Below are 22,348 nucleotides of genomic sequence, written 5' to 3'. Positions count from 1 at the left end.
CTCAGCCGCCGCCACGCCTTACGACGGCACCGCCAGCAGTCCGCTACCCGGCCCCCGCGCTGTAGTGGAGACCTTCGGGGTGCGCCCCTTGATTCAAATCAGGTTTTTCCGCCAACCGTGAAAGATGGGCTAGGCCTCACGCTACGCCCGCCCATGCAGTTGTTCATCCCACCACACCGGCTCGGGCTGAGTGTGCGTGATTCTGTTGGCGTCGGGATGCGCCGTCGAAAACGCTAGATCGAAATTCGTCTGGGGCGGTCGAGGGAGGTCGCCCCGTGAATTTGAGGCAATCTTTCTATATGACTACTGTAGTCATTTAGGTGATGCCATGCGCGAAATCCAGCTCCGCGACGCAAGAGCCAATCTCTCCGCCGTCGTCGATGAAGCCATTGACGGCAAGCCTGCGGTGATTACCCGCCACGGCAAGAAGCAGGCGGTGGTCCTGGGTTATGAAGAGTGGCGGCGGCTGTCTCAGGTTCCGAGCTTCGGTCGCCTCCTGATGGCGGTCCCTGCAAGAGTGGGCGATCTGCCGGCACGCAATCGCGCCAAGCTGCGGTCGACCGATTTCTGACGTCGTGTATCTCGTCGACACCAATGTGCTGTCGGCCGCCTCGCCGAACCGGCCGGCGCCCTCGGCACTTGTCGAGTGGATGGACGCGCATTCGGCCTCCTTGTTCATCTCGGTTGTCACGATCGCAGAGGTCGAGGATGGAATAGCCAAGCTACAACGCGAGAGAGCCGCGCGCAGGAGCAGGGACTTGGCCCAATGGCTGGAAGCGGTGCTGCATCTCTACGGAGATCGGGTCTTGGTGGTCGATGCGCCGATCGCGCGGATCGCCGGACGCCTGTCGGACCGGGCAAGGGGGCAGGGACATGCGCCGGGATTTGCCGATATCATCATTGCCGCCACCGCACACCAGCACGGGCTGACTATCCTGTCGCGCAACGCCAGTCACTTCGCACCCCTGGGTATAGCTGTGCATGATCCCGACAGAGCGTTACCGCCGTCCTGATGCTCCCGTAGTAGGTTTGAACAATCGGTCGGGCCCTGTAGCGGGTCATGTACGGGCGCACCCAATCTCCATGGCGCACATCCGCATCCCTGATTTGTCGCGCGTAGGATGGGTAGAGCGCAGCGATACCCTACGTGTTACATCGACGTTCAGCCCCGTGCCAACTTTTCAAACCGCTTCACCAGCCGCTCGCGCTTCAGCCGCGACAGCCGCTGGATCCAGAACACCCCGTCGAGCTGATCGATCTCATGCTGGTGGCAGACGGCGCGCAGGGCTTCGGATTCTTCGGTGTGCGTGGTGCCGTCGAGGTCCTGATAGACGATCCGAACGCGGGCGTGGCGCAAAACCTCGTCGGTGACGCCAGGCATCGAGACGCTGCCTTCGCGGTGCAGGATCATCTCGGGAGAGGCCCATTCGATCTCGGGATTGACGTAGGTTCGCGCGCCGTCCTTCGCGTCGAGCTCGAGCACCACGACGCGCAGGGGGATGCCGATATGCGGCGCCGTGATGCCAATCCCGGGCGCGGCGCGCATCGTCTCGAGCAGGTCCCGAGCGAGCTCCCGCAGCGTCTCGTCGAAAGCGGTCACTGGCCGGGCCGGGATCGCAAGCCGGCGGTCGGGATAGCGGAGGAGGGGACGAATGGCCATGATCGGCAGGGCCTGGAGCGCGATGACGCCGGGTTCGGCTGGATCACGCCATCGTGCGGGTGATTTCCCCGACGTGTCAAATGCTTCCGGGCATTGTGACGCCATGCGGCGGCGGCCATCCGGCGACTGTGCATGGGGTTGAACCTCGGATTTTGGTTTCCGGTCACAGACGTCCACAAATTCGCTTTACAAGAAATTCGGAATATCGTATGGTTGTTCCGTCCAGTCCTACGGGGGGACGGTCCCAAAAATCCCGTGGCCTCGTCGATGCCGATGTCGGCCCCCGCGGTTCCCGTTCGTCTTCCACCCAGAGACACTTGCACGGGAGACCGCAAATGACCCCTTCCTGGTATCGTTGGATCATCGTTGCCGCCGGCGGCCTGCTTGGCTGCGTCGCCATCGGCGGCATGTTCTCGCTGCCGGTGTTCTTGCGGCCGATGGCGGATGAGACCGGCTGGTCGGTGACCGGCATCTCCAGCGCCATGACTATCGGATTCCTCGCCATGGCCTGCTCCAGCATGGCCTGGGGCACGCTGACCGACCGCTTTGGGCCGCTGCCGGTGGTGCTGACGGGCTCGACCGTGCTGGCCCTTAGCCTGTTCCTCGCGAGCCACGCGACCTCGCTGCTCGCGTTCCAACTCCTGTTCGGCGCGCTGGTCGGTGCATCCTGCGCCGCGATTTTCGCGCCGATGATGGCGACCGTGACCGGCTGGTTCGAGACCCACCGCAGCCTCGCGGTGTCGCTGGTCTCGGCCGGCATGGGCATGGCGCCGATGACGATGTCGCCGTTCGCGGCCTGGCTCGTCTCCCACCATGACTGGCGGACGTCGATGCAGATCGTGGCGCTGGTGGTCGGATGCGTCATGATCCCGGTCTCGCTGCTGGTGCGCCGCCCGCCCGCGCTCGCCCACGCGCCGGCCGCAGCAAGCGGCGGCGGCGCGTCGCCAAACGAGATGTCGCGGAGCGAGGCGCTGCGCTCGCCGCAATTCTTCATCCTGCTCGCGACCAATTTCTTCTGCTGCGCCACCCATTCCGGCCCGATCATCCACACCGTCAGCTATGCCGTGAGCTGCGGCATCCCGCTGATCGCGGCGGTGACGATCTACAGCGTCGAGGGTTTTGCCGGCATGGGCGGCCGCATCGCCTTCGGCCTGCTCGGCGACCGTTTTGGCGCCAAGCGCGTGCTGGTCACGGGGCTTCTGCTGCAGGCGTTCGGCGCGCTCGCCTACGTCTTCGCAAACCAGCTCGCCACGTTCTACGCGGTCGGCGCCGTGTTCGGCTTCATCTATGCCGGCACCATGCCGCTCTACTCGGTGCTGGTGCGTGAAAACTTTCCGCTGAAGATGCTCGGCACGGTGATCGGCGGCACGGCGATGGCCGGCAGCCTCGGCATGGCGACGGGCCCGCTCGCCGGCGGCCTGATCTACGATGCCTTCTCGAGCTACGCCTGGCTCTATATCGGCTCCTGGGCGCTGGGCTTGGGCGCATTCCTGATGGCGATGATGTTCCGGCCGTTCCCACGGCGAAACGCCGAGCTAGCGCCGGTGCCGGCGTGAGGGGAGAACTCGTAGCCCGGGTGAGCGAAGCGACACCCGGGAATCCCGCATATCGCGGAGCCTGCCATCGGGCCGCGCTTCGCGCGGACCCGTTGGCTCTTGCGGGCTACGCACCTCGTCCTGCGGTCGCCCTACAGATGCTTCTCGAAGAACAGATCCGGATAGGGATCGTCGTTGAAGCGCGGAATCTTACGCCAGCCGCTCGTGCGGTAGAGCTGGCCGGCTTCCGGCAGCGCGCTGTTGGTGTCGAGCCGCAGCACCTTGATCGACAGCTCGCGCGCCGCGCTCTCCGCGGTCTCCATCAGCCAGCGGCCGAGCCTCAATCCGCGTGCGCTCGGCGCGACCCACAGCCGCTTGATCTCGGCGGCCTCGCCGCCGCTGCCCTTCAACCCGACACAGCCGACCGGGAGCGTGTCCGACATCGCCACCAGAAACACCCCGCGCGGGCGGATCATGTCCCTGGCGTCGGGGTCGCGGGAGAGCGAGACGTCAAAACCCTGGCTGAAGCGACGCGCGAGCTCGCCATAGTATTCGGCGAGGCAATGGCGCGCCGCGGGCGCGCGCGGGCTCATTTCGACGAGTGCGGTGCGGCCCTGCAGGAGTGCGGATGCGACCAGGTCCATCGCGGCCAGCAACGATTCGCTCTTGGCGTGGCGGGCGAGCAGGCGCTCGGCTTGCATATTCGAGATCGTCTCATAGGCCTCGAACTCGCGCCGGCCGTTGCGCGTCAGCCGCGCGACGCGGCGGCGCGCGTCGTCCTCATGCGCCGTCGTCTCGATCAGGCCCTCGTCCTCCAGGCTGCGCAGCAACCGGCTCAACAGCCCGGAATCGAGGCCGAGATAGTCGCGGATCTCGGCGACATCGGATCGGCCATGACCGATGGCGTTCAGCACGCGCGCAGCTCCCAGCGGCCGGCCGCGCCCGAGGAACGAGCTGTCGAGCGCGCCGACCTCCGAGGTCACGGCACGGTTGAAGCGGCGAACGCGTGAAACGGCATCGAGCATTATCTGACTTTAGTCAGATATCGCGATCTGTCAATCCGCCCATCCCTCACAATGACGGCGTTGCGGCAATTCGGGCTTGTGCAGGCATCGCGGATCGCGGAAGGTCATCCATCATCCCGATCAACGACAGGATCAAAGAATGACCCGCGTGCGCTGTATCACCGAGATGGGCATGGGCGTCGACGTCCACGGCAAGGACGCCACGAAGGCGGCGAAGCGCGCGGTGTCGGATGCGATCCGACATTCCAGCATCGGTTTCTTCCGCGTGTTCGGCAAGACCGCCCACGACATGTTCGTCGAGGTCACCATCGCGGTGCCGAACCCCGATGCGGTCGACAAGGAAGCGGTCGCAAAGGAGCTGCCTTACGGCACGGTGACCGTGAACGCGGTCAAGGGCGGCCTCGAGATCCCGGCCGAGCAGGGCGGCGACTCCATCATCATCGCCAATGCGGCCGTGATCGTGAGCCTCGACGACGGCCAATCGTCCTAGCGAGCATTGGTGCGGGTGAAACCGAGATGACGGAGTCCGATGCCACGCCCCATCCGCTGGATCGCCCGATCTGGAGCGCGCTGACGACCAGCCAGCGGGCGCTCGCGGAAGGCAACGCCCGCGCGCTGCGCTATCCCGTCGCGATCACGCCGTTCGCCGACATGGCGGACATGTCGTCCCTGAGCTTTGCCGCGCTCGGCGCGCTGATCTCCGGCTCGCCCTATGCCGTGCTGTTCACGCCCGATGCGGTGTCCGCGCCCGATGGATTCAAGGTGCTGTTGGCCGAGACCGGCGAGCAGATGATCGGCACGCCGGCAGAGAGCGCGCTTGCGGGCGTTGAGATCGCAACGCTCGGTATCGACGATGTCCCGGCGATGATGGCGCTGACCGAGTTGACGAAGCCCGGGCCTTTCAGCGCGCGCACGCACGAGCTCGGCACCTTCCTCGGCATCAAGGCCGGCAGCGAGCTGGTCGCGATGATCGGCGAGCGGATGAAGCCCGGCAACTACACCGAGATGACGGCGATCTGCGTGCATCCGGACCATCGCGGCCGCGGCTACGCACAGGCGCTGATGAGCGTGATCTCGCGGCAGATTCTGGCGCGTGGCGAGATCCCGTTCCTGCACGTGTTCACGAGCAACGTTCCCGCAATCGCGCTCTACCGGCGGCAGGACATGACCATCCGCCGCCGCCTGCACGTAACGGTGCTGCGGAAGGAGGGCTGACCGCGCGGCTCAGGCCGCGCGGATGCGGCCCAGGAAGGCCTGCACCTCGCGCCGCATGTCCTCGAAGCGGCCGCGCATCGCAGCGGAATATTCCTCGACCTGGCGCGCCGACTTGTCGGTCCCGCTGACGGAGCGGGCGACCTCGGTGATGGCCTGCGTGATGGCGCGGGTCTGGTCTGCGGTGACGTTGGTGTTGCGGCTGATCTCGGCGGTCGCCGCGTTCTGCTCTTCGACGGCGGCGGCAATGGTGCCGGCCGACTCGTCGAGGCCGTTGATGGAGTTCGAGATCGCGCGCACGGCATCGACCGCCTCGCGCGTGGCGCCGCGCACCGCCTCGATGTTGCGGGCGATGTCTTCGGTCGCCCTGGTGGTCTGGTTGGCCAGCGCCTTGACCTCGGAGGCCACCACCGTGAAGCCCCGGCCGGCCTCACCGGCGCGCGCCGCCTCGATGGTGGCGTTGAGCGCCAGCAGGTTGGTCTGCTCGGCGATGCCGTTGATGATCGCGATGATCGAGCCGATGGCCTCGACACTGTCGGACAAGGCTGCGACCCGCTGCTCGGTCTGCGACGAGGCGCTGCGCGTCTGCTGCGCGATGTCGCGAGTCATGTGAATCTGGCGGCCGATCTCGTTGATGGAGGCGGCGAGCTCGTGGGCGGCGGAAGCGACCGTCTGGATGTTCTCGGACACGGAGGCAGCCGCGCCGTCGACGCGCTCGGTTCCCGCGGCGGAGGCCTGGGCGCTCTTCGAGAGCTGCCCCACGGTTGCGACCGTGCGCTCGACCTCGGCAACCAGGGTCTCCACGACCGAGCCGACGGCTGCGTCGAACTCGTCGGCGACCCGCAGCATCGTGTTGCGACGGTCGATCTCGCTTTGTTTCTCGGTCTCCGACTGCCGGGCGCGCAGCGCCTCGGTCTCCTTCATCTTCTCGCGGAACTGCACGAAGGCGCGGCTGAGCCGCCCGATCTCGGTCTTGCTGTCGTCGTCGGCGACCGCAGTATCGAAGCGCCCCTCGCTGAGCTCCTCCAGCGCCTCCACCGTCCGGTTCAACGGACGAGTGATGGAGCGGCCGAGCAGGACGGTAAAGACGAGGCTCAGCGCGAGGCCGGCGACGAGTGAGCCGACGATCCACATCGCGCGGGTGACGAACAGCTCGTTGACGTCGTCGATGAAGATGCCGGTCGAGACGACCCAGTCCCAATGCTTGTCGATCGCGCTCAGGAACAGCTTTGGCGTGTCGTTGAGCTGCGAGCCGGGCCGGCGGCCCGGGAATACGGTGAAGCCCTCGAAGGGCGCGGACTTGTTGGCGGCATCGAGGTAGCCGACATAGTTGGAGCGCGCCTGCTCGTCCTTCAGCTCGAGCATGTTCTGGCCGAGATTGTCCTTGCGCGAAGGATGCATCTTCAAAATGCCCTTGCGGTCGAACACGAAGAAATAGTTCTTGCCGTCGAAATTCATGCCAGCGACGATCGCGAGCGCCGCCTTCTGCGCTTCCTCCGCCGGCATCTTGCCCGATGCGGCGAGGTCGCCGTAGCGGTTGACGGTGTTGACCGCGGTCTCGACGAGGGAGCGCAGCTTGGCCTTGCGGTCCTCGAACATACCGGCGCGCATGTCGAACAGCATGTAGGCCGAGATGCCCATGAGCACGGTCGAGAAGACGATGACGATGAGAAAGAGCTTCTTGCCGATCGTGAGCTTGTGAAGCATTTGTATCCGCTGGCGATTTGGAGGGGATTACCGGTCGTCCGGACTCTGTATCCGGCCGTCTTGCAAAACCGTTAAGCGCGGGGTCCGTGCTATTCCGGGTATGCCGCACGTGACGGCGACGGCCGATCCTCGCAGAATAGCGGTTGCCGGCGGACGCGCGGCCTTCCCAGGAGCGAATTTCCCGGCATATCCAGGCGGTCGGGGGCGCTTGAGTTGATCCCTGATCCCGCGTCCATCCGCACGGGCTGCGGATGGAGATCAACCATTGGGGTCAATCGGATCGAAAATAGTCCGGCTTGCCCGTGGTCCAGGTCTCGCCCCAGAGCTGGCTGCCGCCGTCGACGGTGAGCGTCTCGCCGGTGATGAACTTGCCGGAGGGAGCTGCAAGGTAGACGCAGGCTTCCGCGATGTCGAACGGTGAGCCCGGGTGCATCATCGGGTTCGAGCGCGGATAGGCCGCGCGCGCCTGCGGCGTGTAGACGTTCCAGCCCTCGGTCTCGATCGCGCCGGGCGCCACGCAATTGACGCGGATGTCGAGCGGCGCCCATTCCACGGCGACGGCGCGCGAGAGGCCGATGACGCCGGAGCGCGCCGCGATCGAATGCGCTATGCCGTAGAGCCCGTGCGTCGTGACCACCACGATGTTGACGATCGCGCCGGGATGCTTCGCGTCGCGCCAGCGCCGGGCGGCTGTCTGCATCATGTACCAGGTGCCGTTCAGGTTGGTGTCGATCACCGCGTTCCAGCCCTTGACCGAAAAATCGATCGCGGGCTGCGGGAATTGCCCGCCGGCGCTGTTGACGAGGCAGTCGATGCGGCCATGCGCGGTCCATACGGCGTCGAACAGCGTGTTCACCGCGTCGGGATCGCGGATGTCGGCGACGTGGGACGATGCCTTCAGCCCATGCCCGGCGATCGCGGCAACGAGCGTGTCGAGCTTGGCCGGGTTGCGGCCGACGATGGCGACGTGAGCGCCGAGCCGCGCAAACAGGAACGCGATGGCCCGCCCGATGCCACCGGCCCCGCCCGAGACCATGACGACCCGGTCCGCGAGCAGGCCCGGCGCATAGACGGTCGGATGCGCGGCGAGCTCATCGTCGCTGGAGCCAACCCGGGTTCGACCATCGTCCATGTGCAGTTCGTCCGCCTTGTGCCGTCGCTCGTGCCGCCTAGATTAGACGTGCCCAAACCGTGAAGCCAAGGTCCTGATGTCCGATCTTTCCGCCTTTCCCGTCACCCGGCGCTGGCCGCCGAAGAACTCCGATGTCCTGCAGCTCTATTCGCTGCCGACGCCGAACGGCGTCAAGGTATCGATCATGCTGGAGGAGATCGGTCTGCCCTATGAGGTTCATCTCGTCGACTTCAACAAGGACGACCAGAAGACCGAGGAGTTGTTGTCGCTCAACCCCAACGGCAAGATCCCCGCGATCCTCGATCCCGACGGTCCCGGCGGCAAGCCGCTGCCGCTGTTCGAGTCCGGCGCGATCTTGCAATACCTCGCCGAGAAGACCGGCAAGCTCCTGCCGCAGGATGCCGCGCGGCGCTGGCAGGCGATCCAGTGGCTGCATTTCCAGATGGGCGGCATCGGACCGATGTTCGGCCAGGTCGGCTTCTTCCACAAATTCGCCGGCAAGGATTTCGAGGACAAGCGTCCGCTGCAACGCTACGTCAACGAGTCCCGGCGGCTGCTCGGCGTGATGGAGACGCGTCTTGCGGGTCGCCAGTGGATCATGGACGACGAGTACACCATCGCCGACATCTCGATGCTCGGCTGGGTCCGCAATCTGATCGGTTTCTACGGGGCGGGCGACCTGGTCGAGTTCGACCGGTTCAAGGCCGTGGGGAAATGGCTGGAAGGGGGCCTGGCGCGGCCGGCGGTGCAGCGCGGCCTCAACATTCCCAAGCGGCCGTGAACGCGGTGGCGCAAGAGATCCGGTATCAAGGCAGGGGGTGTCGAACGCTTAGAACAGGCGTCCGCCGTTCGGCACCGGCCGGCTCGGCTGCACCAGCACGACCTTGCCGTCGGCGTCGGGAAAGCCGAGCGTCAGCACCTCCGACACGACGGGCCCGATCTGGCGCGGCGGGAAGTTGACGACGGCTGCGACCTGTTGTCCCACCAGCGTCGCCAGCGGATGGTTCTCGGTGATCTGCGCCGAGCTCTTGCGCACGCCGATCGCGGGACCGAAGTCGATCCACAACCGCCAGGCCGGCTTGCGGGCCTGCGGGAAAGGCTGCGCATCGACGATGGTGCCGACGCGGATGTCGACCGCGAGAAACGCGTTGAAGTCGATGGTCGGCGCCGCGGCGGCCGCGGGATCATGGGTGACGTGCAGAATCTGTTCGGTCCTTGCGGATTGGCGAGGTCTGAGGCGAACATTGTGGGGCGAACCGGAGTTGCGTACAACGCCCCATCCGGAATGCATCGGTTGACCTACGCGCGAGGAACGGACCGTGTCCACGACCATCTACGGCATCAAGAACTGCGACACCATGAAGAAGGCCCGCGCCTGGCTCGACACGCACGGCGTCGCCTACGCCTTTCACGACTACAAGACGGCGGGCGTCGGGAAGGACAAGCTGAAGCAATGGAGCGACAAGCTGGGATGGGAGACACTGCTCAATCGCGCCGGCACGACCTTCAGGAAGCTGCCCGACGCCGACAAGGAAGGCCTCACCGAGAAGAAGGCCTTGGCCCTGATGCTGGCGCAGCCTTCCATGATCAAGCGCCCGGTGCTTGAAGCCGGCGGCAAGCTGCTGGTCGGCTTCAAGCCGGAGATCTATGCCAAGGAAGTCGGTGCGAGCGCGAGATCGCGCAAGAGCAGCTAGTTCAACTCGATGGTCTCGCTGTTGCCGTCGCTGCCGGGTTGATCGGCGAATTCGATCACGTCCGCGGCCGCGATGCGGCCCGGCGTGCGATGGAACAGATCGCGGTCGATCACGGCACGCACCTTCGGGCGCGGCAGCGCATCGTTTCCGCGCATCAGGTTCTTGATCTCGAAGCCGCCGTCCTCGCAGAAGGTCTTCAACGACGCGATGACATGGCTGACCTTGTCGTCGGTCACGAACGGGAGCAGCAGCCGCTCATAGGCGACGACGCGCCCATAGATGTCGTCGAGATCGGCGACGGTGTAGACGGGAAGGCCGCGCGCCACGCATTCATAGTAGATCGGCATTACGAACGGCGCGAGCCGCGGACCGACATAGTCGTCCAGCGGCGTGTCCTTGCCGGTATGACCATAGGCGCGCGAGATGCGGGTGCCTTCGCTCTGGATGATCAGTCGCGGCGGCGTCATCGACGCGTCGACCGCGTAGTAGATGAGGTCGGACAGCTCTTCCTCGAGCCGCGCCGGCTGGTATTCCCAGATCGTCGGCGCTGCCTGCTGGCGCGCGTACAGCCGCAGCCACGTGTTCAGGAGATCACGCTGGCGGATCGACTTGACGACCGATGGCGTGGCGCTCTCGAAATTCAAGGCAATGGTCCCGCCCCATTCAAACCCGCGCATCATGCGCAGTGCGGGAAAATTTTCTATGAAGGCTGGCGCAGGGCGCCAAACAGCGTTAACGACATGTTGCCGACGGCCGCTTTGGGGGCGGGGTCGGCGGGCGGGCACGACGTAACACGACATAAAATGCCTTCGACATGCCTTCGACCAAAGGAGCAGAGGCTCCCCGGCGGGGGCGCGGCCCGTTCAGCTTTCTGCCTTGCCTAACCCCCGTCACCTCCGGCATATTCCGCCGCCGGAGGCGGCGTTTCGGGATGGGCTCCAAGGCCTCCGGAAAGCCGACAGCAACAGGGAGAAGCGCGCGCGGCTTGCGCGTTGCAGGGGGAAATTTGTTTGGCCGATGAGTTCATTCTCGAAACAGAAGGGCTGACCAAGGAGTTCGCGGGGTTCTTCGCCGTCCGCGATGTCGCACTCAAGGTCCGCCGTGGCAGCATTCACGCTCTGATCGGTCCGAACGGGGCCGGCAAGACGACGTGCTTCAATCTGTTGACCAAGTTCCTGAAACCGTCCGCCGGAAAGATCCTGTACAAGGGACAGGACATCACCGCGATGGCGCCGGCCGACGTCGCGCGCATGGGGCTGGTGCGCTCGTTCCAGATTTCGGCGGTGTTTCCGCATCTCACCGCGCTCGAGAACGTCCGCGTCGCGCTGCAGCGCCAGCACGGCTCTTCGTTCGATTTCTGGCGCTCGAAGTCGGTGCTCAACCGCTTCAACAGCCGCGCGCTTGAGCTTCTCAACGACGTGGGATTGAGCGAATTCGCCAATATCCCGGCGGTCGAGATGCCTTATGGGCGCAAGCGTGCGCTCGAGATCGCGACCACGCTTGCGCTCGATCCGGAAATGATGCTGCTGGACGAGCCGATGGCCGGCATGGGTCACGAGGACATCGACAAGATCGCGGCGCTGATCAAGCGTATCTCGGCGAAGTACACCATCCTGATGGTCGAGCACAATCTGAGCGTGGTCGCCAATCTGTCCGACATCATCACCGTGCTGACGCGCGGCCAGGTGCTCGCGCAGGGCAACTATGCCGATCTCTCGAAGGACGAGCGCGTGAAGGAAGCCTATCTGGGAGCCGGTCATGCCTGACACCGCGATCGCCGAGCCGGCGACAAAGGCTTCGACGGCGGCCGGTACCATCCTCGAGGTACGCAACCTCGAGTCCTGGTACGGTGAATCCCACATCCTTCACGGGATCAATTTCGACGTCAACGCGGGCGAGGTCGTGACCCTGCTCGGGCGCAACGGCGCCGGCAAGACCACGACGCTCAAGTCGATCATGGGGATGATCGGCAAGCGCACCGGTTCGGTGCGTTTCAACTCCCAGGAGATCATCCGGGCGTCGTCCGACCGGATCGCGCGCATGGGCATCGCCTTCTGCCCCGAGGAGCGCGGCATCTTCGCGAGCCTCGACGTCAAGGAGAATCTGCTGCTGCCGCCGATCGTGCGGGCCGGCGGCCTGTCGCTGGACCAGATCTTCGAATTGTTCCCGAACCTGAAGGAGCGGCTCTCGAGCCAGGGCACGAAGCTCTCCGGCGGCGAGCAGCAGATGCTCGCGATCGCGCGCATCCTGCGCACCGGCGCGAGCTTCCTGATGCTGGACGAGCCGACCGAGGGGCTCGCCCCGGTCATCATCCAGCAGATTGGCCGCACCATCGCGCGGCTGAAGAAGGAAGGCTTCACGATCCTCCTGGTCGAGCAGAATTTCCGCTTCGCCGCCACCGTGGCCGACCGCTACTACGTGGTCGAACATGGCAAGATCATCGACGGGTTTTCCAATGCGGAACTGTCGGCCAACATGGACAAGCTTCACACCTATCTGGGCGTCTGAGTTCAGCCTGGCATCGGAATGGATACGTTTGGGGGAAACATGAGGAACAGGATCGCCTCTCTGCTGCTCGGGACCGCGCTGGCGCTCGGAGCGAGTGCAACTGCCATGGCTCAGGACAAGGCCGTCAAGATCGGCGTGCTGACCGATTTGTCCGGCCTGTACGCCGACCTCGGCGGACCCGGCGCGGTCGTCGCGGCGCAGATGGCGGTCGAGGATTCCGGAATGGCCGCGAAGGGCTGGAAGCTCGACGTCATCTCCGCCGACCACCAGAACAAGCCGGACATCGGCACCAGCATCGCGCGGCAATGGATTGACGTCGACAAGGTCGACGTCCTGATGGACGTACTGAACTCCGGCGTCGCGCTCGCGGTCAACAACGTCGTCAGGGAAAAGAACGCGGTGATGATCAATTCGGGCGCCGCGACGTCCGATCTCACCAACGCGCAATGCTCGCCCAACACCGTGCACTGGACCTACGACACCTACATGCTCGCGCACTCGACCGGGCAGGCGCTGGTGAAGGCGGGCGGCGACACCTGGTTCTTCCTGACCGCGGATTACGCCTTCGGTCACGCGCTCGAGCGCGACACCGCGGCGGTCGTGGTCGCCGCCGGCGGCAAGGTCATCGGCAGCGTCAAGCATCCGCTGAACACCGCGGACTTCTCCTCCTTCCTGCTGCAGGCCCAGGCGTCCAAGGCCAAGATCATAGGCATGGCGAATGGCGGCGGCGACACCACCAACACGATCAAGCAGGCCGCGGAGTTCGGCATCGTGTCGGGCGGCCAGAAGCTCGCCGGCCTGCTGCTGTTCCTGTCCGACGTGCACTCGCTCGGCCTGAAGGTCGCCCAGGGCCTCAACTTCACCGAGACCTTCTACTGGGACCTGAACGACCAGACCCGCGCGTTCTCCAAGCGCTTCGCCGAGCGGATGAAGAGCAAGGCCATGCCCACCATGGTGCAGGCCGGCGTCTATGCGGGCCTGCTGCATTACTTCAAGGCGCTCGAGGCGATCGGCGGCAATCCGCATGACGGCGCCAAGGTCGTCGCCAAGATGAAGGAATTGCCGACCGACGATCCGCTGTTCGGCAAGGGCACGATCCGCGCGGACGGCCGCAAGCTTCATCCCGCCTACCTGTTCGAGGTGAAGTCGCCGGCCGAATCCAAGGGACCGTGGGACTATTACAAGCTGGTCGGCACGACGTCTGCGGACCAGGCGTTCAGGCCGCTTTCCGAGAGCGCCTGTCCGCTGGTGAAGAAGTAACATCAATCGCGCGCCCTGACGGCGGCGACCGACAAACCGGACCGAGTACGAGATCGATCGATGCAGGCTCTCTACGCACAGCTTCTGGTGGGACTGATCAACGGCTCGTTCTACGCGCTGCTCAGTCTCGGGCTTGCCGTGATCTTCGGCATGCTCAACATCATCAACTTCGCGCACGGCGCGCTCTACATGATGGGGGCGTTCGTCGCCTATTTCCTGCTGAATCTCGCCGGGATCAACTATTGGCTGGCGCTGCTGATCGCGCCGATCGTGGTCGGCATCTTCGGCATGATCCTGGAACGGACCATGCTGCAATGGCTGACGGGGCTCGACCATCTCTACGGCCTGCTGCTGACCTTCGGCATCGCGCTCGTCGTGCAGGGCGTGTTCCAGAACTATTTCGGTTCGTCCGGCATGCCATACGCCATTCCCGACGAGTTGAAAGGCGGCATGAATCTCGGCTTCATGTTCCTGCCCGTCTACCGCGGCTGGGTCGTCATCTTCTCGCTGGTGGTCTGCCTTGCCACCTGGTTCCTGATCGAGAAGACCCGCCTCGGCGCCTATCTGCGCGCCGCAACCGAGAACCCGACCCTGGTGCGGGCCTTCGGCATCAACGTGCCGCGGATGATTACGCTGACCTACGGCCTCGGCGTCGGGCTCGCGGCGCTCGCCGGCGTGCTGTCGGCGCCGATCAACCAGGTGCGGCCGCTGATGGGCGCGGACCTCATCATCGTCGTGTTCGCGGTGGTGGTGATCGGCGGCATGGGGTCGATCATGGGCTCGATCATCACGGGCTTCGCGCTCGGCGTGATCGAAGGCCTGACCAAGTATTTTTATCCCGAGGCCTCCAACACCGTCGTCTTCGTGCTGATGGTGCTGGTGTTGCTGGTGAAGCCGACGGGACTGACGGGAAGGGCGGCCTGACATGACCGTAGTAACCGACGACACCCTGCCGGTGACGACGCGCGCGATGCGCGACGAGATGATCGTTTTCGCGGCGATGGCGGCGCTGCTGGTGATCGTGCCCTGGAGCGGCATCTATCCGTTCTTCGTGATGCAGGCGCTGTGCTTCGCGCTGCTCGCCTGCGCCTTCAATCTGCTGATCGGCTACGGCGGCCTGCTGTCGTTCGGCCACGCGATGTTCCTGGGGACCGCCGGCTATTGCAGCGGGCACGCGCTCAAGGTGTGGGGGCTTCCGCCGGAGCTCGGCATCATCGTCGGCGTCGCCGCCGCTTTCGTGCTCTCGGTCGTGACCGGCTACATCTCGATCCGCCGCCAGGGCATCTACTTCGCGATGATCACGCTGGCGCTGTCGCAGCTGCTCTACTTCATCTATCTGCAGGTGCCGTTCACCCATGGCGAGGACGGCATCCAGGGCATCCCGCAGGACCATTTGTTCGGGATCTTCGATCTCTCCAAGCCGACCGTGCTTTACTATGTCGTGCTGCTCGGCTTCCTCGGAGGCTTCCTGCTGATCTACCGCATCATCAACTCACCCTTCGGCGAGGTGCTGAAGTCGATCCGCGAGAACGAGCAGCGCGCGATCTCGCTGGGGTACCGCACGGACCAGTACAAGCTCCTGGCCTTCATCCTGTCCGGCACGCTGGCCGGCTTTGCCGGCTCGCTCAAGGTGTTCGTGGCGCAGAATGCGTCGCTGACCGACGTGCACTGGTCGATGTCCGGCGAAATCGTGCTGATGACGCTGGTCGGCGGACTCGGAACGATCTTCGGGCCGGTGGTCGGCGCCTTCGTCATCATTGCCATGCAGCAGTATCTGGCGAGCTTTGGGCAGTGGGTGACGGTGATTCAGGGCGGGATCTTCGTGATCTGCGTGCTGACCTTCCGGCGGGGCGTGATCGGCGAAATCGCGCACTACTTCCGTAGGTCTCTGTAAGACGCTGATATATCAAGACTTTTTGTGTGTCGTGAAAGCGGTGGATGACCCCGTTGCGGCGGCGTCAGCCGGCACGCGCGCGGCCCGAAAATGGTCTATGACAGTCCCATGACAGTCCTCCCGGACCGGCCAATTCCCAACCGGCGGTTAATCCCATGATGCGGTGGTTTCGCGCTTTTCTCCCCAAGGAGGAACGCTTCTTCGATCTGTTCGCCCGACATTCGCAGACCGTGGTGCAGGGCGCCATCGCACTCCAGGGGATGCTGAACGGCGGTGATGAGACGCCGGTCTATTGCCAGCGCGTCAACCAGTTCGAGAACGATGCCGACAACATCACCCGCGAGGTGCTGACCGCGGTGCGCCGCACCTTCATCACCCCGTTCGACCGCGGCGACATCAAGAACCTCATCACCTCGATGGACGACGCCATCGACCAGATGCAGCAGACCGCCAAAGCCGTGATGCTGTTCGAAGTCCGCACCTTCGAGCCGCCGATGCGGGAGATGGGCGCGCTGCTGGTCGAATGCTCCAACCTGGTCGGACGTGCGCTGCCGCTGATGCAGGCGATCGGGCCGAACGTCGCCATGCTGACCGCGATCACGGAGGAACTGACCAAGCTCGAGGGCCGGGTCGACGATCTCCACGACATCGGGCTGAAGGAACTGTTCCTGAAGCACCGCAATGGCAATGCGATGGATTTCATCGTCGGCGTCGAGATCTACGACCATCTCGAGAAGGTCGCCGACCGTTTCGACGACGTCGCGAACGAGATCAACAGCATCGTCATCGAGCAGGTCTAGCGCATGATCCGGAAAAGTGTGCAGCGGTTTTCCCCGCGACAAACGCGGAGCGTTTGCGCGGAGATCATGCGCCAAGTCTAGGGCAGGGGCCGCGCCGTGGATGCCGCCTTGGGTTTTCCCGTTCTGGTCGGACTGATCGCCGTCGCGCTGCTGTTCGACTTCCTGAACGGCCTGCACGACGCCGCCAATTCGATCGCCACGATCGTTTCGACCCGCGTGCTGCGGCCGCAATTCGCGGTGATCTGGGCGGCGTTCTTCAATTTCGTCGCCTTCATGGTATTCGGTCTGCACGTCGCCCAGACCATCGGCACCGGCATCATCGATCCCGCGATCGTGGACGCGCAGGTGATCTTCGCCGCGCTGGTCGGCGCCATCGTCTGGAACCTCGTCACCTGGGGCCTCGGCATCCCGTCGTCCTCGTCGCATGCCCTGATCGGAGGTCTGGTCGGGGGCGGGATGGCCAAGGCGGGGATTTCGGCCGCGGTCTGGAGCGGATTGTCCAAGACGGTCCTGGCGATCGTGCTGTCGCCGCTGGTCGGCTTCCTGCTCGCGATGGTGCTGGTCGCGATCGTCTCCTGGGCCTCGGTAAGGTCGACGCCCTTTGCGGTCGACCGCGCCTTCCGCATCCTGCAATTCGCCTCCGCCTCGCTCTATTCGCTCGGCCATGGCGGCAACGACGCGCAGAAGACCATGGGCATCATCGCGGTGCTGCTGTACTCGCAGGGCCATCTCGGCGGCGAATTCTTCGTGCCGTTCTGGGTCGTGCTGTCGTGCCAGGCCGCCATGGCGCTCGGCACCTTGCTGGGCGGCTGGCGGATCGTCCGCACCATGGGGCTGCGCATCACCAAGCTGACCCCGATGCAGGGATTTTGCGCGGAGACCGGCGGGGCTGCGACCCTGTTCATGGCGACCTTCCTCGGGGTTCCCGTCTCGACCACCCACACCATCACCGGCGCGATCGTCGGTGTCGGCGCCGCGCGCCGCGTCTCGGCCGTGCGCTGGAACGTCGCGAGCTCGATCGTCTACGCCTGGGTGATCACGATCCCGGCGTCCGCCATCGTCGCCGCGCTCACCTTCTGGGCGGTGCAGATCCTGCGCTGATCCCGGGATTTACGGGGTGGAACGGGCCGCCGGAATCCCCATATCAGGAGCACCCGCCGGCCCCTTGATCCCGCAGGCTTTCCCTGCCAAACGCTCCCGCCATGTCCGACACCGCCTTTGCAACCGAATCCCCGGTCCGTTCCCCGCTTGCCGCTGAAGTGGCGCGGCGGCGCACCTTTGCGATCATCTCGCATCCGGACGCCGGCAAGACCACGCTGACCGAGAAGCTCCTGCTGTTCGGCGGGGCCATCAATCTCGCCGGCCAGGTCAAGGCCAAGGGCGAGCGCCGCAACACCCGCTCGGACTGGATGAAGATCGAGCGCGAGCGCGGCATTTCCGTCGTCACCTCGGTGATGACCTTCGAGTTCGAAGGGCTGGTGTTCAACCTCCTGGACACGCCGGGCCACGAAGACTTTTCGGAAGACACCTACCGCACGCTGACCGCGGTCGACTCCGCCGTGATGGTGATCGACGCCGCCAAGGGCATCGAGGCGCGCACGCGAAAACTGTTCGAGGTCTGCCGCCTGCGCGACATCCCGATCATCACCTTCATCAACAAGATGGACCGCGACAGCCGCGACACGTTCGAGCTGCTGGACGAGATCGAGAAGACGCTGGCGCTGGACACCACGCCGATGACCTGGCCGGTCGGCAGGGGACGCGATTTCATCGGCACCTATGACGTGATCAACGGCGGCGTGCGGCTCCTGGAAGGCGGCGGCGCCAAGACCGGCGCGGCGCAGCAGATCGAGATCGCCGATCTCGCCAGGATCAACCCGAACCTCGATGTTGCGGCGGTGAAGGACGAACTCGAGCTCGTCACCGAGGCCTGCAAGCCGTTCGATCTCGCGGCGTTCCGCGAGGGCCATCTGACGCCGGTCTATTTCGGCAGCGCGCTGCGCAATTTCGGTGTCGGCGATCTCCTGGAAGGGCTCGGCAGGTTCGCCCCCGAGCCGCGGGCGCAGGAGAGCAACCTGCGCAAGGTCGAGGCGACCGATCCGCGCATGAGCGCCTTCGTGTTCAAGATCCAGGCGAACATGGATCCGAACCATCGCGACCGCATCGCCTTTGCGCGGCTGTGCTCGGGCAAGCTGAGCCGCGGCATGAAGGCGAAGCTCGTGCGCACCGGCAAGAGCCTGCCGCTGTCGAGCCCGCAATTCTTCTTCGCGCAGGACCGCTCGGTCGCAGACGAGGCCTATGCCGGCGACGTCGTCGGCATTCCCAATCACGGCACGTTGCGGATCGGCGACACCCTGACCGAAGGCGAGGATTTCACCTTCGTCGGCGTGCCGAGCTTCGCGCCGGAAATCGTCCGTCGAGTGCGGCTGACCGATGCGATGAAGGCCAAGAAGCTCAAGGAAGCCCTGCAGCAGATGTCGGAAGAGGGCGTGGTGCAGGTGTTCCGTCCGCGCGACGGCGCGCCGGCTCTGGTCGGCGTGGTCGGCCCGCTGCAGCTCGACGTGCTGAAGGCGCGGCTCGAGGCGGAATACGCCCTGCCGGTCGAGTTCGAGGTCAGCGAATTCCAGCTCGCGCGCTGGATCTCGGCCGACGACCGCAAGAAGCTCGACGGCTTCATCGCCGCGAACACGTCGAGCATCGCCGATGACGTCGACGGCGATCCCGTCTATCTCGCCAGGAACGAGTTCTATCTCGGCTATATGAGGGAGCGCGCCGAGGGCATCGAGTTCGCCAGCGTCAAGGACGTGAAGAAGAAGGGGTAGGGGCCCATGCCCTGGGCGCGAGCATGTGAACGCGCACGGGCTTGAAGCGCCCCGCAGGACGGCGCAACTTGGAGGAGGCGTCCTGCGGTGGACATCCCATGCTGCGCGGCCTGCTCATCCTGCTGCTTCTGCCGTTGAGCGTCGGCTCGGCCGACGCGCGGCGACGGCAGATCAATCCGATTCCGTTCTCGCACGAGCCGTGCAGCGTGCTCGACAACCGGCCCTGCACGCCGTCCTATTGCGGCGTGTTCGACCACGGACCCTGCATTCCCGAGATCGATTACCCCTACGGCCAGAACCTGCAGCTCACGATCCTGAGCAGCCCCTCGGAGACCGAGAGCGCGAAGTACCGGAAGCCGGACCACGATCTCGATACCATCGCCGACCTCTTTGCCGAGCTGCGCGCCTGCTGGTCGCCGCCGCCGGCCGATCATGCGCGACAGGGCATGCAGATCTCGGTGCGCTTCAGCTTCAACAAGACGGGCGGCCTGATCGGTCCGCCGCGCATGACCTACGCCACCTCGGGCGTGGCGGCCGAGACGCGATCGACCTATCTCGACGCGATCAACGCCTCGCTCAACACGTGCCTGCCGCTCAGGTTCACCAGCGGGCTCGGCGGCGCGCTGGCAGGGCGGCCGATCGCGATCCGCTACGTCGACAACCGGGAGCTGGACAGCGCGCGGCCGCAATGACGGATTGCGACGGGCAGCCGATCAATGATACCCCTCGACGCAGGGGACGTTACGTCAGGGGAGGATGTCGTGGGTCTATTGGTGATGATCCTGGGTCTTGCCGTGTTTTTCGCGGCCCACACGTTCACCACGAAGCGCGAGGTGCGCGGCCAGCTCGTCGCGCGGCTGGGCGAGGGTACCTACAAGATTCTCTACTCGCTGGTGTCGCTGGCCGGGCTTGCGCTGATCGTCTGGGGCTTTGCCCACTATCGTGCGGCGGGCATGTGGAATGTCTGGCAGCCGCCGACGTTCCTGAAGCACGTCACGGTCGCCCTGATGCTGCCCTCCGTCATCCTGGTGGTGGCCTCCTATATCCGCGGCCGCATCTTCTCGACCTTGAAGCATCCGATGCTCGCCGGTCTCAAATTGTGGGCGGCCGCGCATCTCCTCGCCAACGGCGATCTCGGCTCGATCATCCTGTTCGGCTCGTTCCTTGGCTGGGCGGTGTACGACCGCATCTCGTTGAAGCACCGCACCGACAGCGGCGCGCCGCCGATCCCGGTGGGCGGCATCGTCAACGATTTGGTTGCCGTCGTGGTCGGGATCGTGGCCTATCTGGCGCTCGCCTTTGCCTTCCATCCCGTGGTGATCGGCGTTCCCGTCATCGGCCGCTAGCACCGGCCGAAAACGACGACAACAAGAGCAGGAAGCGTTCCGATGGACTGGTCGCAGCCTTTCATCCCGCCGATGCGGCTCGAGGCGCGCTTCGGCGATCGCGTGGTGCCGGCGTTCTCCGAGCGGCCGGCGGACCTCTGGACAATGGTCGCTGACGCGGCGGCCAGCCGTCCCGACGGCGAGGCGCTGATCTGCAGCGAGGCCCGGCTGACCTGGCGCCAGACCGTGGAGCGCGCGGCACGGATCGCGACCGGCTTCCGCAAGCTCGGCCTGCAGCGCGGCGACCGCGTCGCCATCCTGCTCGGCAACCGGATCGCATTTCCGCTGATCCTGTTCGCCGCCGCCCATGAAGGTCTCGTCACGGTGCTGCTCGGTACCCGCCAGCAGAAGCCCGAGATCGCCTATGTGCTGACCGATTGCGGCGCAAGGCTCCTGATCCACGAGGCCGCGCTCGCCGAACGCCTGCCGGAGCCGCGCGAGGTTCCCGAACTCGTCCATCGCATCGCGATCGATGACGACCCGCGCCTGTCGGGCTTCGCCGGGCTCGCCGACAATGCGCCCGCATCGGCGCCCGTCGAAGTCGCCGAAGAGGACACCGCGATGATCCTCTACACCTCGGGCACCACCGGAAAGCCGAAGGGTGCGATGCTCGCCCATTGCAACATCGTCCATTCCTCGATGGTGTTCGTGTCGTGCCTGCAGCTCACGGCAGCCGATCGCTCCATCGCGGCGGTGCCGCTCGGCCATGTCACGGGCGTGGTGGCCAACATCACCACCATGGTGCGCTGCGCGGGTGCGCTGATCATCATGGCCGAGTTCAAGGCGGCCGACTATCTCAAGCTCGCCGCGCGCGAGCGCGTCACCTACACGGTGATGGTGCCGGCGATGTACAATCTCTGCCTGCTGCAGCCGGATTTCGAGAGCTACGACCTGTCGAGCTGGCGCATCGGCGGCTTCGGCGGCGCACCGATGCCGATCGCGACCATCGAGAAGCTGAAGACCAGAATCCCCGGGCTGAAGCTGATGAACTGCTATGGCGCGACCGAGACGACGTCGCCCTCGACCATCATGCCGGGCGAGCTCACGGCTGACCATATCGACAGCGTCGGCCTGCCCTGTCCCGGCGCGCGGATCGTTGCGATGGGGGCGGACGGGCGCGAACTGCCGGCCGGCGAGGTCGGCGAGCTCTGGATCCGCGGCGCCTCCGTGATCAAGGGCTATTGGAATAACCCCAGGGCGACGGCCGAAAGCTTTACCGCTGGCTTCTGGCATTCCGGCGATCTCGGTTCGGTCGATGCCGACAATTTCGTCCGCGTGTTCGATCGCCAGAAGGACATGATCAACCGCGGCGGCTTGAAGATCTATTCTGCCGAGGTGGAATCCGTGCTGGCCGGCCATCCCGCGGTGGTCGAGAGCGCCATCATCGCAAAACCCTGTCCGGTGCTGGGGGAGCGCGTCCACGCCGTGGTGGTCACGCGCGAGCCGGTGGCGGGCGAGAGCTTGCGCGCCTGGTGCGCCGAGCGGCTGTCCGACTACAAGGTGCCGGAGACCATGGCCGTCACCGCCGAGCCGCTGCCGCGCAACGCCAACGGCAAGGTGCTGAAGCGGCAGCTGCGGGAGACGATGGTGGGAGCTTGAGGGGCCGCGACGGCGCCGGGGGCCTCGGTGGGGCCGTTAACGCCTTGATCCGGCTAGCTTTGCCTTGCCACCGCCATATCGATAGGGTATCGCCGCCGCCACGCGGGGACGGGTG

Annotated in this window: 24 protein-coding genes; 18 read left to right on the top strand and 6 right to left on the bottom strand. The window is 65.3% G+C overall.

Annotated elements, in window-relative coordinates; translation table 11 throughout:
• The first annotated feature begins 328 nt into the window (after positions 1-328).
• Together KGM94_RS03610 and KGM94_RS03605 are read left to right on the top strand one after the other, a co-directional pair.
• Complete coding sequence (locus tag KGM94_RS03610) at positions 329-571, top strand: type II toxin-antitoxin system Phd/YefM family antitoxin (RefSeq protein ID WP_300255080.1); 243 nt, start codon at positions 329-331, stop codon at positions 569-571.
• A 4-nt stretch (positions 572-575) separates the two neighbouring features.
• Complete coding sequence (locus KGM94_RS03605) at positions 576-1,013, top strand: type II toxin-antitoxin system VapC family toxin (RefSeq protein WP_300255079.1); 438 nt, start codon at positions 576-578, stop codon at positions 1,011-1,013.
• 149 nt (positions 1,014-1,162) lie between these two features.
• Here the strand turns inward: KGM94_RS03605 and KGM94_RS03600 are convergent, their stop codons facing one another.
• Positions 1,163-1,660: a peptide deformylase gene (locus KGM94_RS03600; RefSeq protein ID WP_300255092.1), complete on the bottom strand. Its 498-nt coding sequence runs from the start codon at positions 1,658-1,660 to the stop codon at positions 1,163-1,165.
• Positions 1,661-1,995: 335 nt separating this feature from the next.
• On the opposite strand from KGM94_RS03600, the gene KGM94_RS03595 reads away from it, so the two are divergent.
• Positions 1,996-3,216 carry an MFS transporter gene (locus KGM94_RS03595; RefSeq protein WP_300255078.1) on the top strand — a complete coding sequence of 407 codons (1,221 nt, stop codon included), beginning with the start codon at positions 1,996-1,998 and terminating at the stop codon, positions 3,214-3,216.
• A 131-nt stretch (positions 3,217-3,347) separates the two neighbouring features.
• Here KGM94_RS03595 and KGM94_RS03590 read toward each other — a convergent pair whose 3' ends face one another.
• The gene (locus tag KGM94_RS03590; RefSeq protein WP_300255076.1) at positions 3,348-4,220 is read right to left on the bottom strand and encodes a bifunctional helix-turn-helix transcriptional regulator/GNAT family N-acetyltransferase; all 873 of its coding nucleotides are present in this window, start codon (positions 4,218-4,220) and stop codon (positions 3,348-3,350) included.
• Positions 4,221-4,359: 139 nt separating this feature from the next.
• Between KGM94_RS03590 and KGM94_RS03585 the strand changes: the two genes are divergently transcribed.
• Together KGM94_RS03585 and KGM94_RS03580 are read left to right on the top strand one after the other, a co-directional pair.
• Entirely contained in the window at positions 4,360-4,710 is a 351-nt protein-coding gene (locus KGM94_RS03585; RefSeq protein ID WP_300255075.1) for a Lin0512 family protein, read from the top strand.
• A gap of 26 nt (positions 4,711-4,736) precedes the next feature.
• Complete coding sequence (locus KGM94_RS03580; RefSeq protein ID WP_300255074.1) at positions 4,737-5,435, top strand: GNAT family N-acetyltransferase; 699 nt, start codon at positions 4,737-4,739, stop codon at positions 5,433-5,435.
• Between the two features lie 9 nt (positions 5,436-5,444).
• Here KGM94_RS03580 and KGM94_RS03575 read toward each other — a convergent pair whose 3' ends face one another.
• Together KGM94_RS03575 and KGM94_RS03570 are read right to left on the bottom strand one after the other, a co-directional pair.
• Positions 5,445-7,139 carry a methyl-accepting chemotaxis protein gene (locus KGM94_RS03575; RefSeq protein ID WP_300255072.1) on the bottom strand — a complete coding sequence of 565 codons (1,695 nt, stop codon included), beginning with the start codon at positions 7,137-7,139 and terminating at the stop codon, positions 5,445-5,447.
• A gap of 271 nt (positions 7,140-7,410) precedes the next feature.
• Positions 7,411-8,271 carry an SDR family oxidoreductase gene (locus tag KGM94_RS03570; RefSeq protein ID WP_300255070.1) on the bottom strand — a complete coding sequence of 287 codons (861 nt, stop codon included), beginning with the start codon at positions 8,269-8,271 and terminating at the stop codon, positions 7,411-7,413.
• Positions 8,272-8,347: 76 nt separating this feature from the next.
• Here KGM94_RS03570 and KGM94_RS03565 point away from each other — a divergent pair, with 76 nt between their 5' ends.
• Entirely contained in the window at positions 8,348-9,052 is a 705-nt protein-coding gene (locus KGM94_RS03565; RefSeq protein ID WP_300255069.1) for a glutathione S-transferase N-terminal domain-containing protein, read from the top strand.
• A 48-nt stretch (positions 9,053-9,100) separates the two neighbouring features.
• On the opposite strand, the gene KGM94_RS03560 is transcribed toward KGM94_RS03565, so the two are convergent.
• Entirely contained in the window at positions 9,101-9,472 is a 372-nt protein-coding gene (locus tag KGM94_RS03560) for a tRNA-binding protein (protein WP_300255090.1), read from the bottom strand.
• A gap of 118 nt (positions 9,473-9,590) precedes the next feature.
• Here KGM94_RS03560 and KGM94_RS03555 point away from each other — a divergent pair, with 118 nt between their 5' ends.
• Positions 9,591-9,965 carry an ArsC family reductase gene (locus KGM94_RS03555; RefSeq protein WP_300255068.1) on the top strand — a complete coding sequence of 125 codons (375 nt, stop codon included), beginning with the start codon at positions 9,591-9,593 and terminating at the stop codon, positions 9,963-9,965.
• Here KGM94_RS03555 and KGM94_RS03550 read toward each other — a convergent pair.
• Positions 9,962-10,642 carry a PAS domain-containing protein gene (locus tag KGM94_RS03550; protein WP_300255088.1) on the bottom strand — a complete coding sequence of 227 codons (681 nt, stop codon included), beginning with the start codon at positions 10,640-10,642 and terminating at the stop codon, positions 9,962-9,964. The two genes, KGM94_RS03555 and KGM94_RS03550, sit on opposite strands and share 4 nt — an antisense overlap.
• Before the next feature lie 333 nt (positions 10,643-10,975).
• Between KGM94_RS03550 and KGM94_RS03545 the strand changes: the two genes are divergently transcribed.
• From KGM94_RS03545 to KGM94_RS03495, 11 genes are all read left to right on the top strand, one after another.
• The gene (locus KGM94_RS03545) at positions 10,976-11,731 is read left to right on the top strand and encodes an ABC transporter ATP-binding protein (RefSeq protein ID WP_300255066.1); all 756 of its coding nucleotides are present in this window, start codon (positions 10,976-10,978) and stop codon (positions 11,729-11,731) included.
• Positions 11,724-12,473: an ABC transporter ATP-binding protein gene (locus tag KGM94_RS03540; protein ID WP_300255064.1), complete on the top strand. Its 750-nt coding sequence runs from the start codon at positions 11,724-11,726 to the stop codon at positions 12,471-12,473. Before KGM94_RS03545 ends, KGM94_RS03540 begins: the two co-directional genes overlap by 8 nt.
• Positions 12,474-12,512: 39 nt before the next feature.
• Positions 12,513-13,733, top strand: a complete 1,221-nt coding sequence (locus KGM94_RS03535) for an ABC transporter substrate-binding protein (protein WP_300255062.1) — start codon at positions 12,513-12,515, stop codon at positions 13,731-13,733.
• Between the two features lie 60 nt (positions 13,734-13,793).
• Entirely contained in the window at positions 13,794-14,657 is an 864-nt protein-coding gene (locus KGM94_RS03530) for a branched-chain amino acid ABC transporter permease (protein ID WP_300255060.1), read from the top strand.
• A 1-nt stretch (position 14,658) separates the two neighbouring features.
• Positions 14,659-15,627: a branched-chain amino acid ABC transporter permease gene (locus KGM94_RS03525; protein ID WP_300255057.1), complete on the top strand. Its 969-nt coding sequence runs from the start codon at positions 14,659-14,661 to the stop codon at positions 15,625-15,627.
• Positions 15,628-15,782: 155 nt separating this feature from the next.
• Positions 15,783-16,427 (top strand): DUF47 domain-containing protein, encoded by a 645-nt coding sequence (locus KGM94_RS03520; RefSeq protein WP_300255055.1) that lies wholly within the window; start codon positions 15,783-15,785, stop codon positions 16,425-16,427.
• Between the two features lie 96 nt (positions 16,428-16,523).
• Positions 16,524-17,528, top strand: coding sequence for an inorganic phosphate transporter (locus tag KGM94_RS03515; RefSeq protein ID WP_300255053.1), 1,005 nt, complete (start codon positions 16,524-16,526; stop codon positions 17,526-17,528).
• A gap of 101 nt (positions 17,529-17,629) precedes the next feature.
• Positions 17,630-19,249, top strand: a complete 1,620-nt coding sequence (locus tag KGM94_RS03510; protein WP_300255052.1) for a peptide chain release factor 3 — start codon at positions 17,630-17,632, stop codon at positions 19,247-19,249.
• A gap of 98 nt (positions 19,250-19,347) precedes the next feature.
• Positions 19,348-19,941: a hypothetical protein gene (locus KGM94_RS03505; RefSeq protein WP_300255050.1), complete on the top strand. Its 594-nt coding sequence runs from the start codon at positions 19,348-19,350 to the stop codon at positions 19,939-19,941.
• Between the two features lie 69 nt (positions 19,942-20,010).
• Positions 20,011-20,595 (top strand): NnrU family protein, encoded by a 585-nt coding sequence (locus KGM94_RS03500; protein WP_300255048.1) that lies wholly within the window; start codon positions 20,011-20,013, stop codon positions 20,593-20,595.
• Positions 20,596-20,637: 42 nt separating this feature from the next.
• Positions 20,638-22,233 carry a class I adenylate-forming enzyme family protein gene (locus KGM94_RS03495; protein ID WP_300255047.1) on the top strand — a complete coding sequence of 532 codons (1,596 nt, stop codon included), beginning with the start codon at positions 20,638-20,640 and terminating at the stop codon, positions 22,231-22,233.
• The last annotated feature ends 115 nt before the right edge of the window (positions 22,234-22,348 follow it).

It is taken from the genome of Bradyrhizobium sp. (assembly GCF_028868675.1).
Lineage (GTDB): Bacteria > Pseudomonadota > Alphaproteobacteria > Rhizobiales > Xanthobacteraceae > Bradyrhizobium.
Note: the sequence above shows the minus strand (reverse complement) of the source record. Positions and strands in the feature narration are given on the sequence as shown.

Bases quoted from the DNA above. Each gene is read 5' to 3' on its own strand.
- KGM94_RS03610 (WP_300255080.1), top strand. From the start codon at position 329: ATGCGCGAAATCCAGCTCCGCGACGCAAGAGCCAATCTCTCCGCCGTC.
- KGM94_RS03600 (WP_300255092.1), bottom strand. From the start codon at position 1,660: ATGGCCATTCGTCCCCTCCTCCGCTATCCCGACCGCCGGCTTGCGATC.
- KGM94_RS03595 (WP_300255078.1), top strand. From the start codon at position 1,996: ATGACCCCTTCCTGGTATCGTTGGATCATCGTTGCCGCCGGCGGCCTG.
- KGM94_RS03590 (WP_300255076.1), bottom strand. From the start codon at position 4,220: ATGCTCGATGCCGTTTCACGCGTTCGCCGCTTCAACCGTGCCGTGACC.
- KGM94_RS03585 (WP_300255075.1), top strand. From the start codon at position 4,360: ATGACCCGCGTGCGCTGTATCACCGAGATGGGCATGGGCGTCGACGTC.
- KGM94_RS03580 (WP_300255074.1), top strand. From the start codon at position 4,737: ATGACGGAGTCCGATGCCACGCCCCATCCGCTGGATCGCCCGATCTGG.
- KGM94_RS03575 (WP_300255072.1), bottom strand. From the start codon at position 7,139: ATGCTTCACAAGCTCACGATCGGCAAGAAGCTCTTTCTCATCGTCATC.
- KGM94_RS03570 (WP_300255070.1), bottom strand. From the start codon at position 8,271: ATGGACGATGGTCGAACCCGGGTTGGCTCCAGCGACGATGAGCTCGCC.
- KGM94_RS03565 (WP_300255069.1), top strand. From the start codon at position 8,348: ATGTCCGATCTTTCCGCCTTTCCCGTCACCCGGCGCTGGCCGCCGAAG.
- KGM94_RS03550 (WP_300255088.1), bottom strand. From the start codon at position 10,642: ATGCGCGGGTTTGAATGGGGCGGGACCATTGCCTTGAATTTCGAGAGC.
- KGM94_RS03540 (WP_300255064.1), top strand. From the start codon at position 11,724: ATGCCTGACACCGCGATCGCCGAGCCGGCGACAAAGGCTTCGACGGCG.
- KGM94_RS03535 (WP_300255062.1), top strand. From the start codon at position 12,513: ATGAGGAACAGGATCGCCTCTCTGCTGCTCGGGACCGCGCTGGCGCTC.
- KGM94_RS03530 (WP_300255060.1), top strand. From the start codon at position 13,794: ATGCAGGCTCTCTACGCACAGCTTCTGGTGGGACTGATCAACGGCTCG.
- KGM94_RS03525 (WP_300255057.1), top strand. From the start codon at position 14,659: ATGACCGTAGTAACCGACGACACCCTGCCGGTGACGACGCGCGCGATG.
- KGM94_RS03520 (WP_300255055.1), top strand. From the start codon at position 15,783: ATGATGCGGTGGTTTCGCGCTTTTCTCCCCAAGGAGGAACGCTTCTTC.
- KGM94_RS03510 (WP_300255052.1), top strand. From the start codon at position 17,630: ATGTCCGACACCGCCTTTGCAACCGAATCCCCGGTCCGTTCCCCGCTT.
- KGM94_RS03505 (WP_300255050.1), top strand. From the start codon at position 19,348: ATGCTGCGCGGCCTGCTCATCCTGCTGCTTCTGCCGTTGAGCGTCGGC.
- KGM94_RS03495 (WP_300255047.1), top strand. From the start codon at position 20,638: ATGGACTGGTCGCAGCCTTTCATCCCGCCGATGCGGCTCGAGGCGCGC.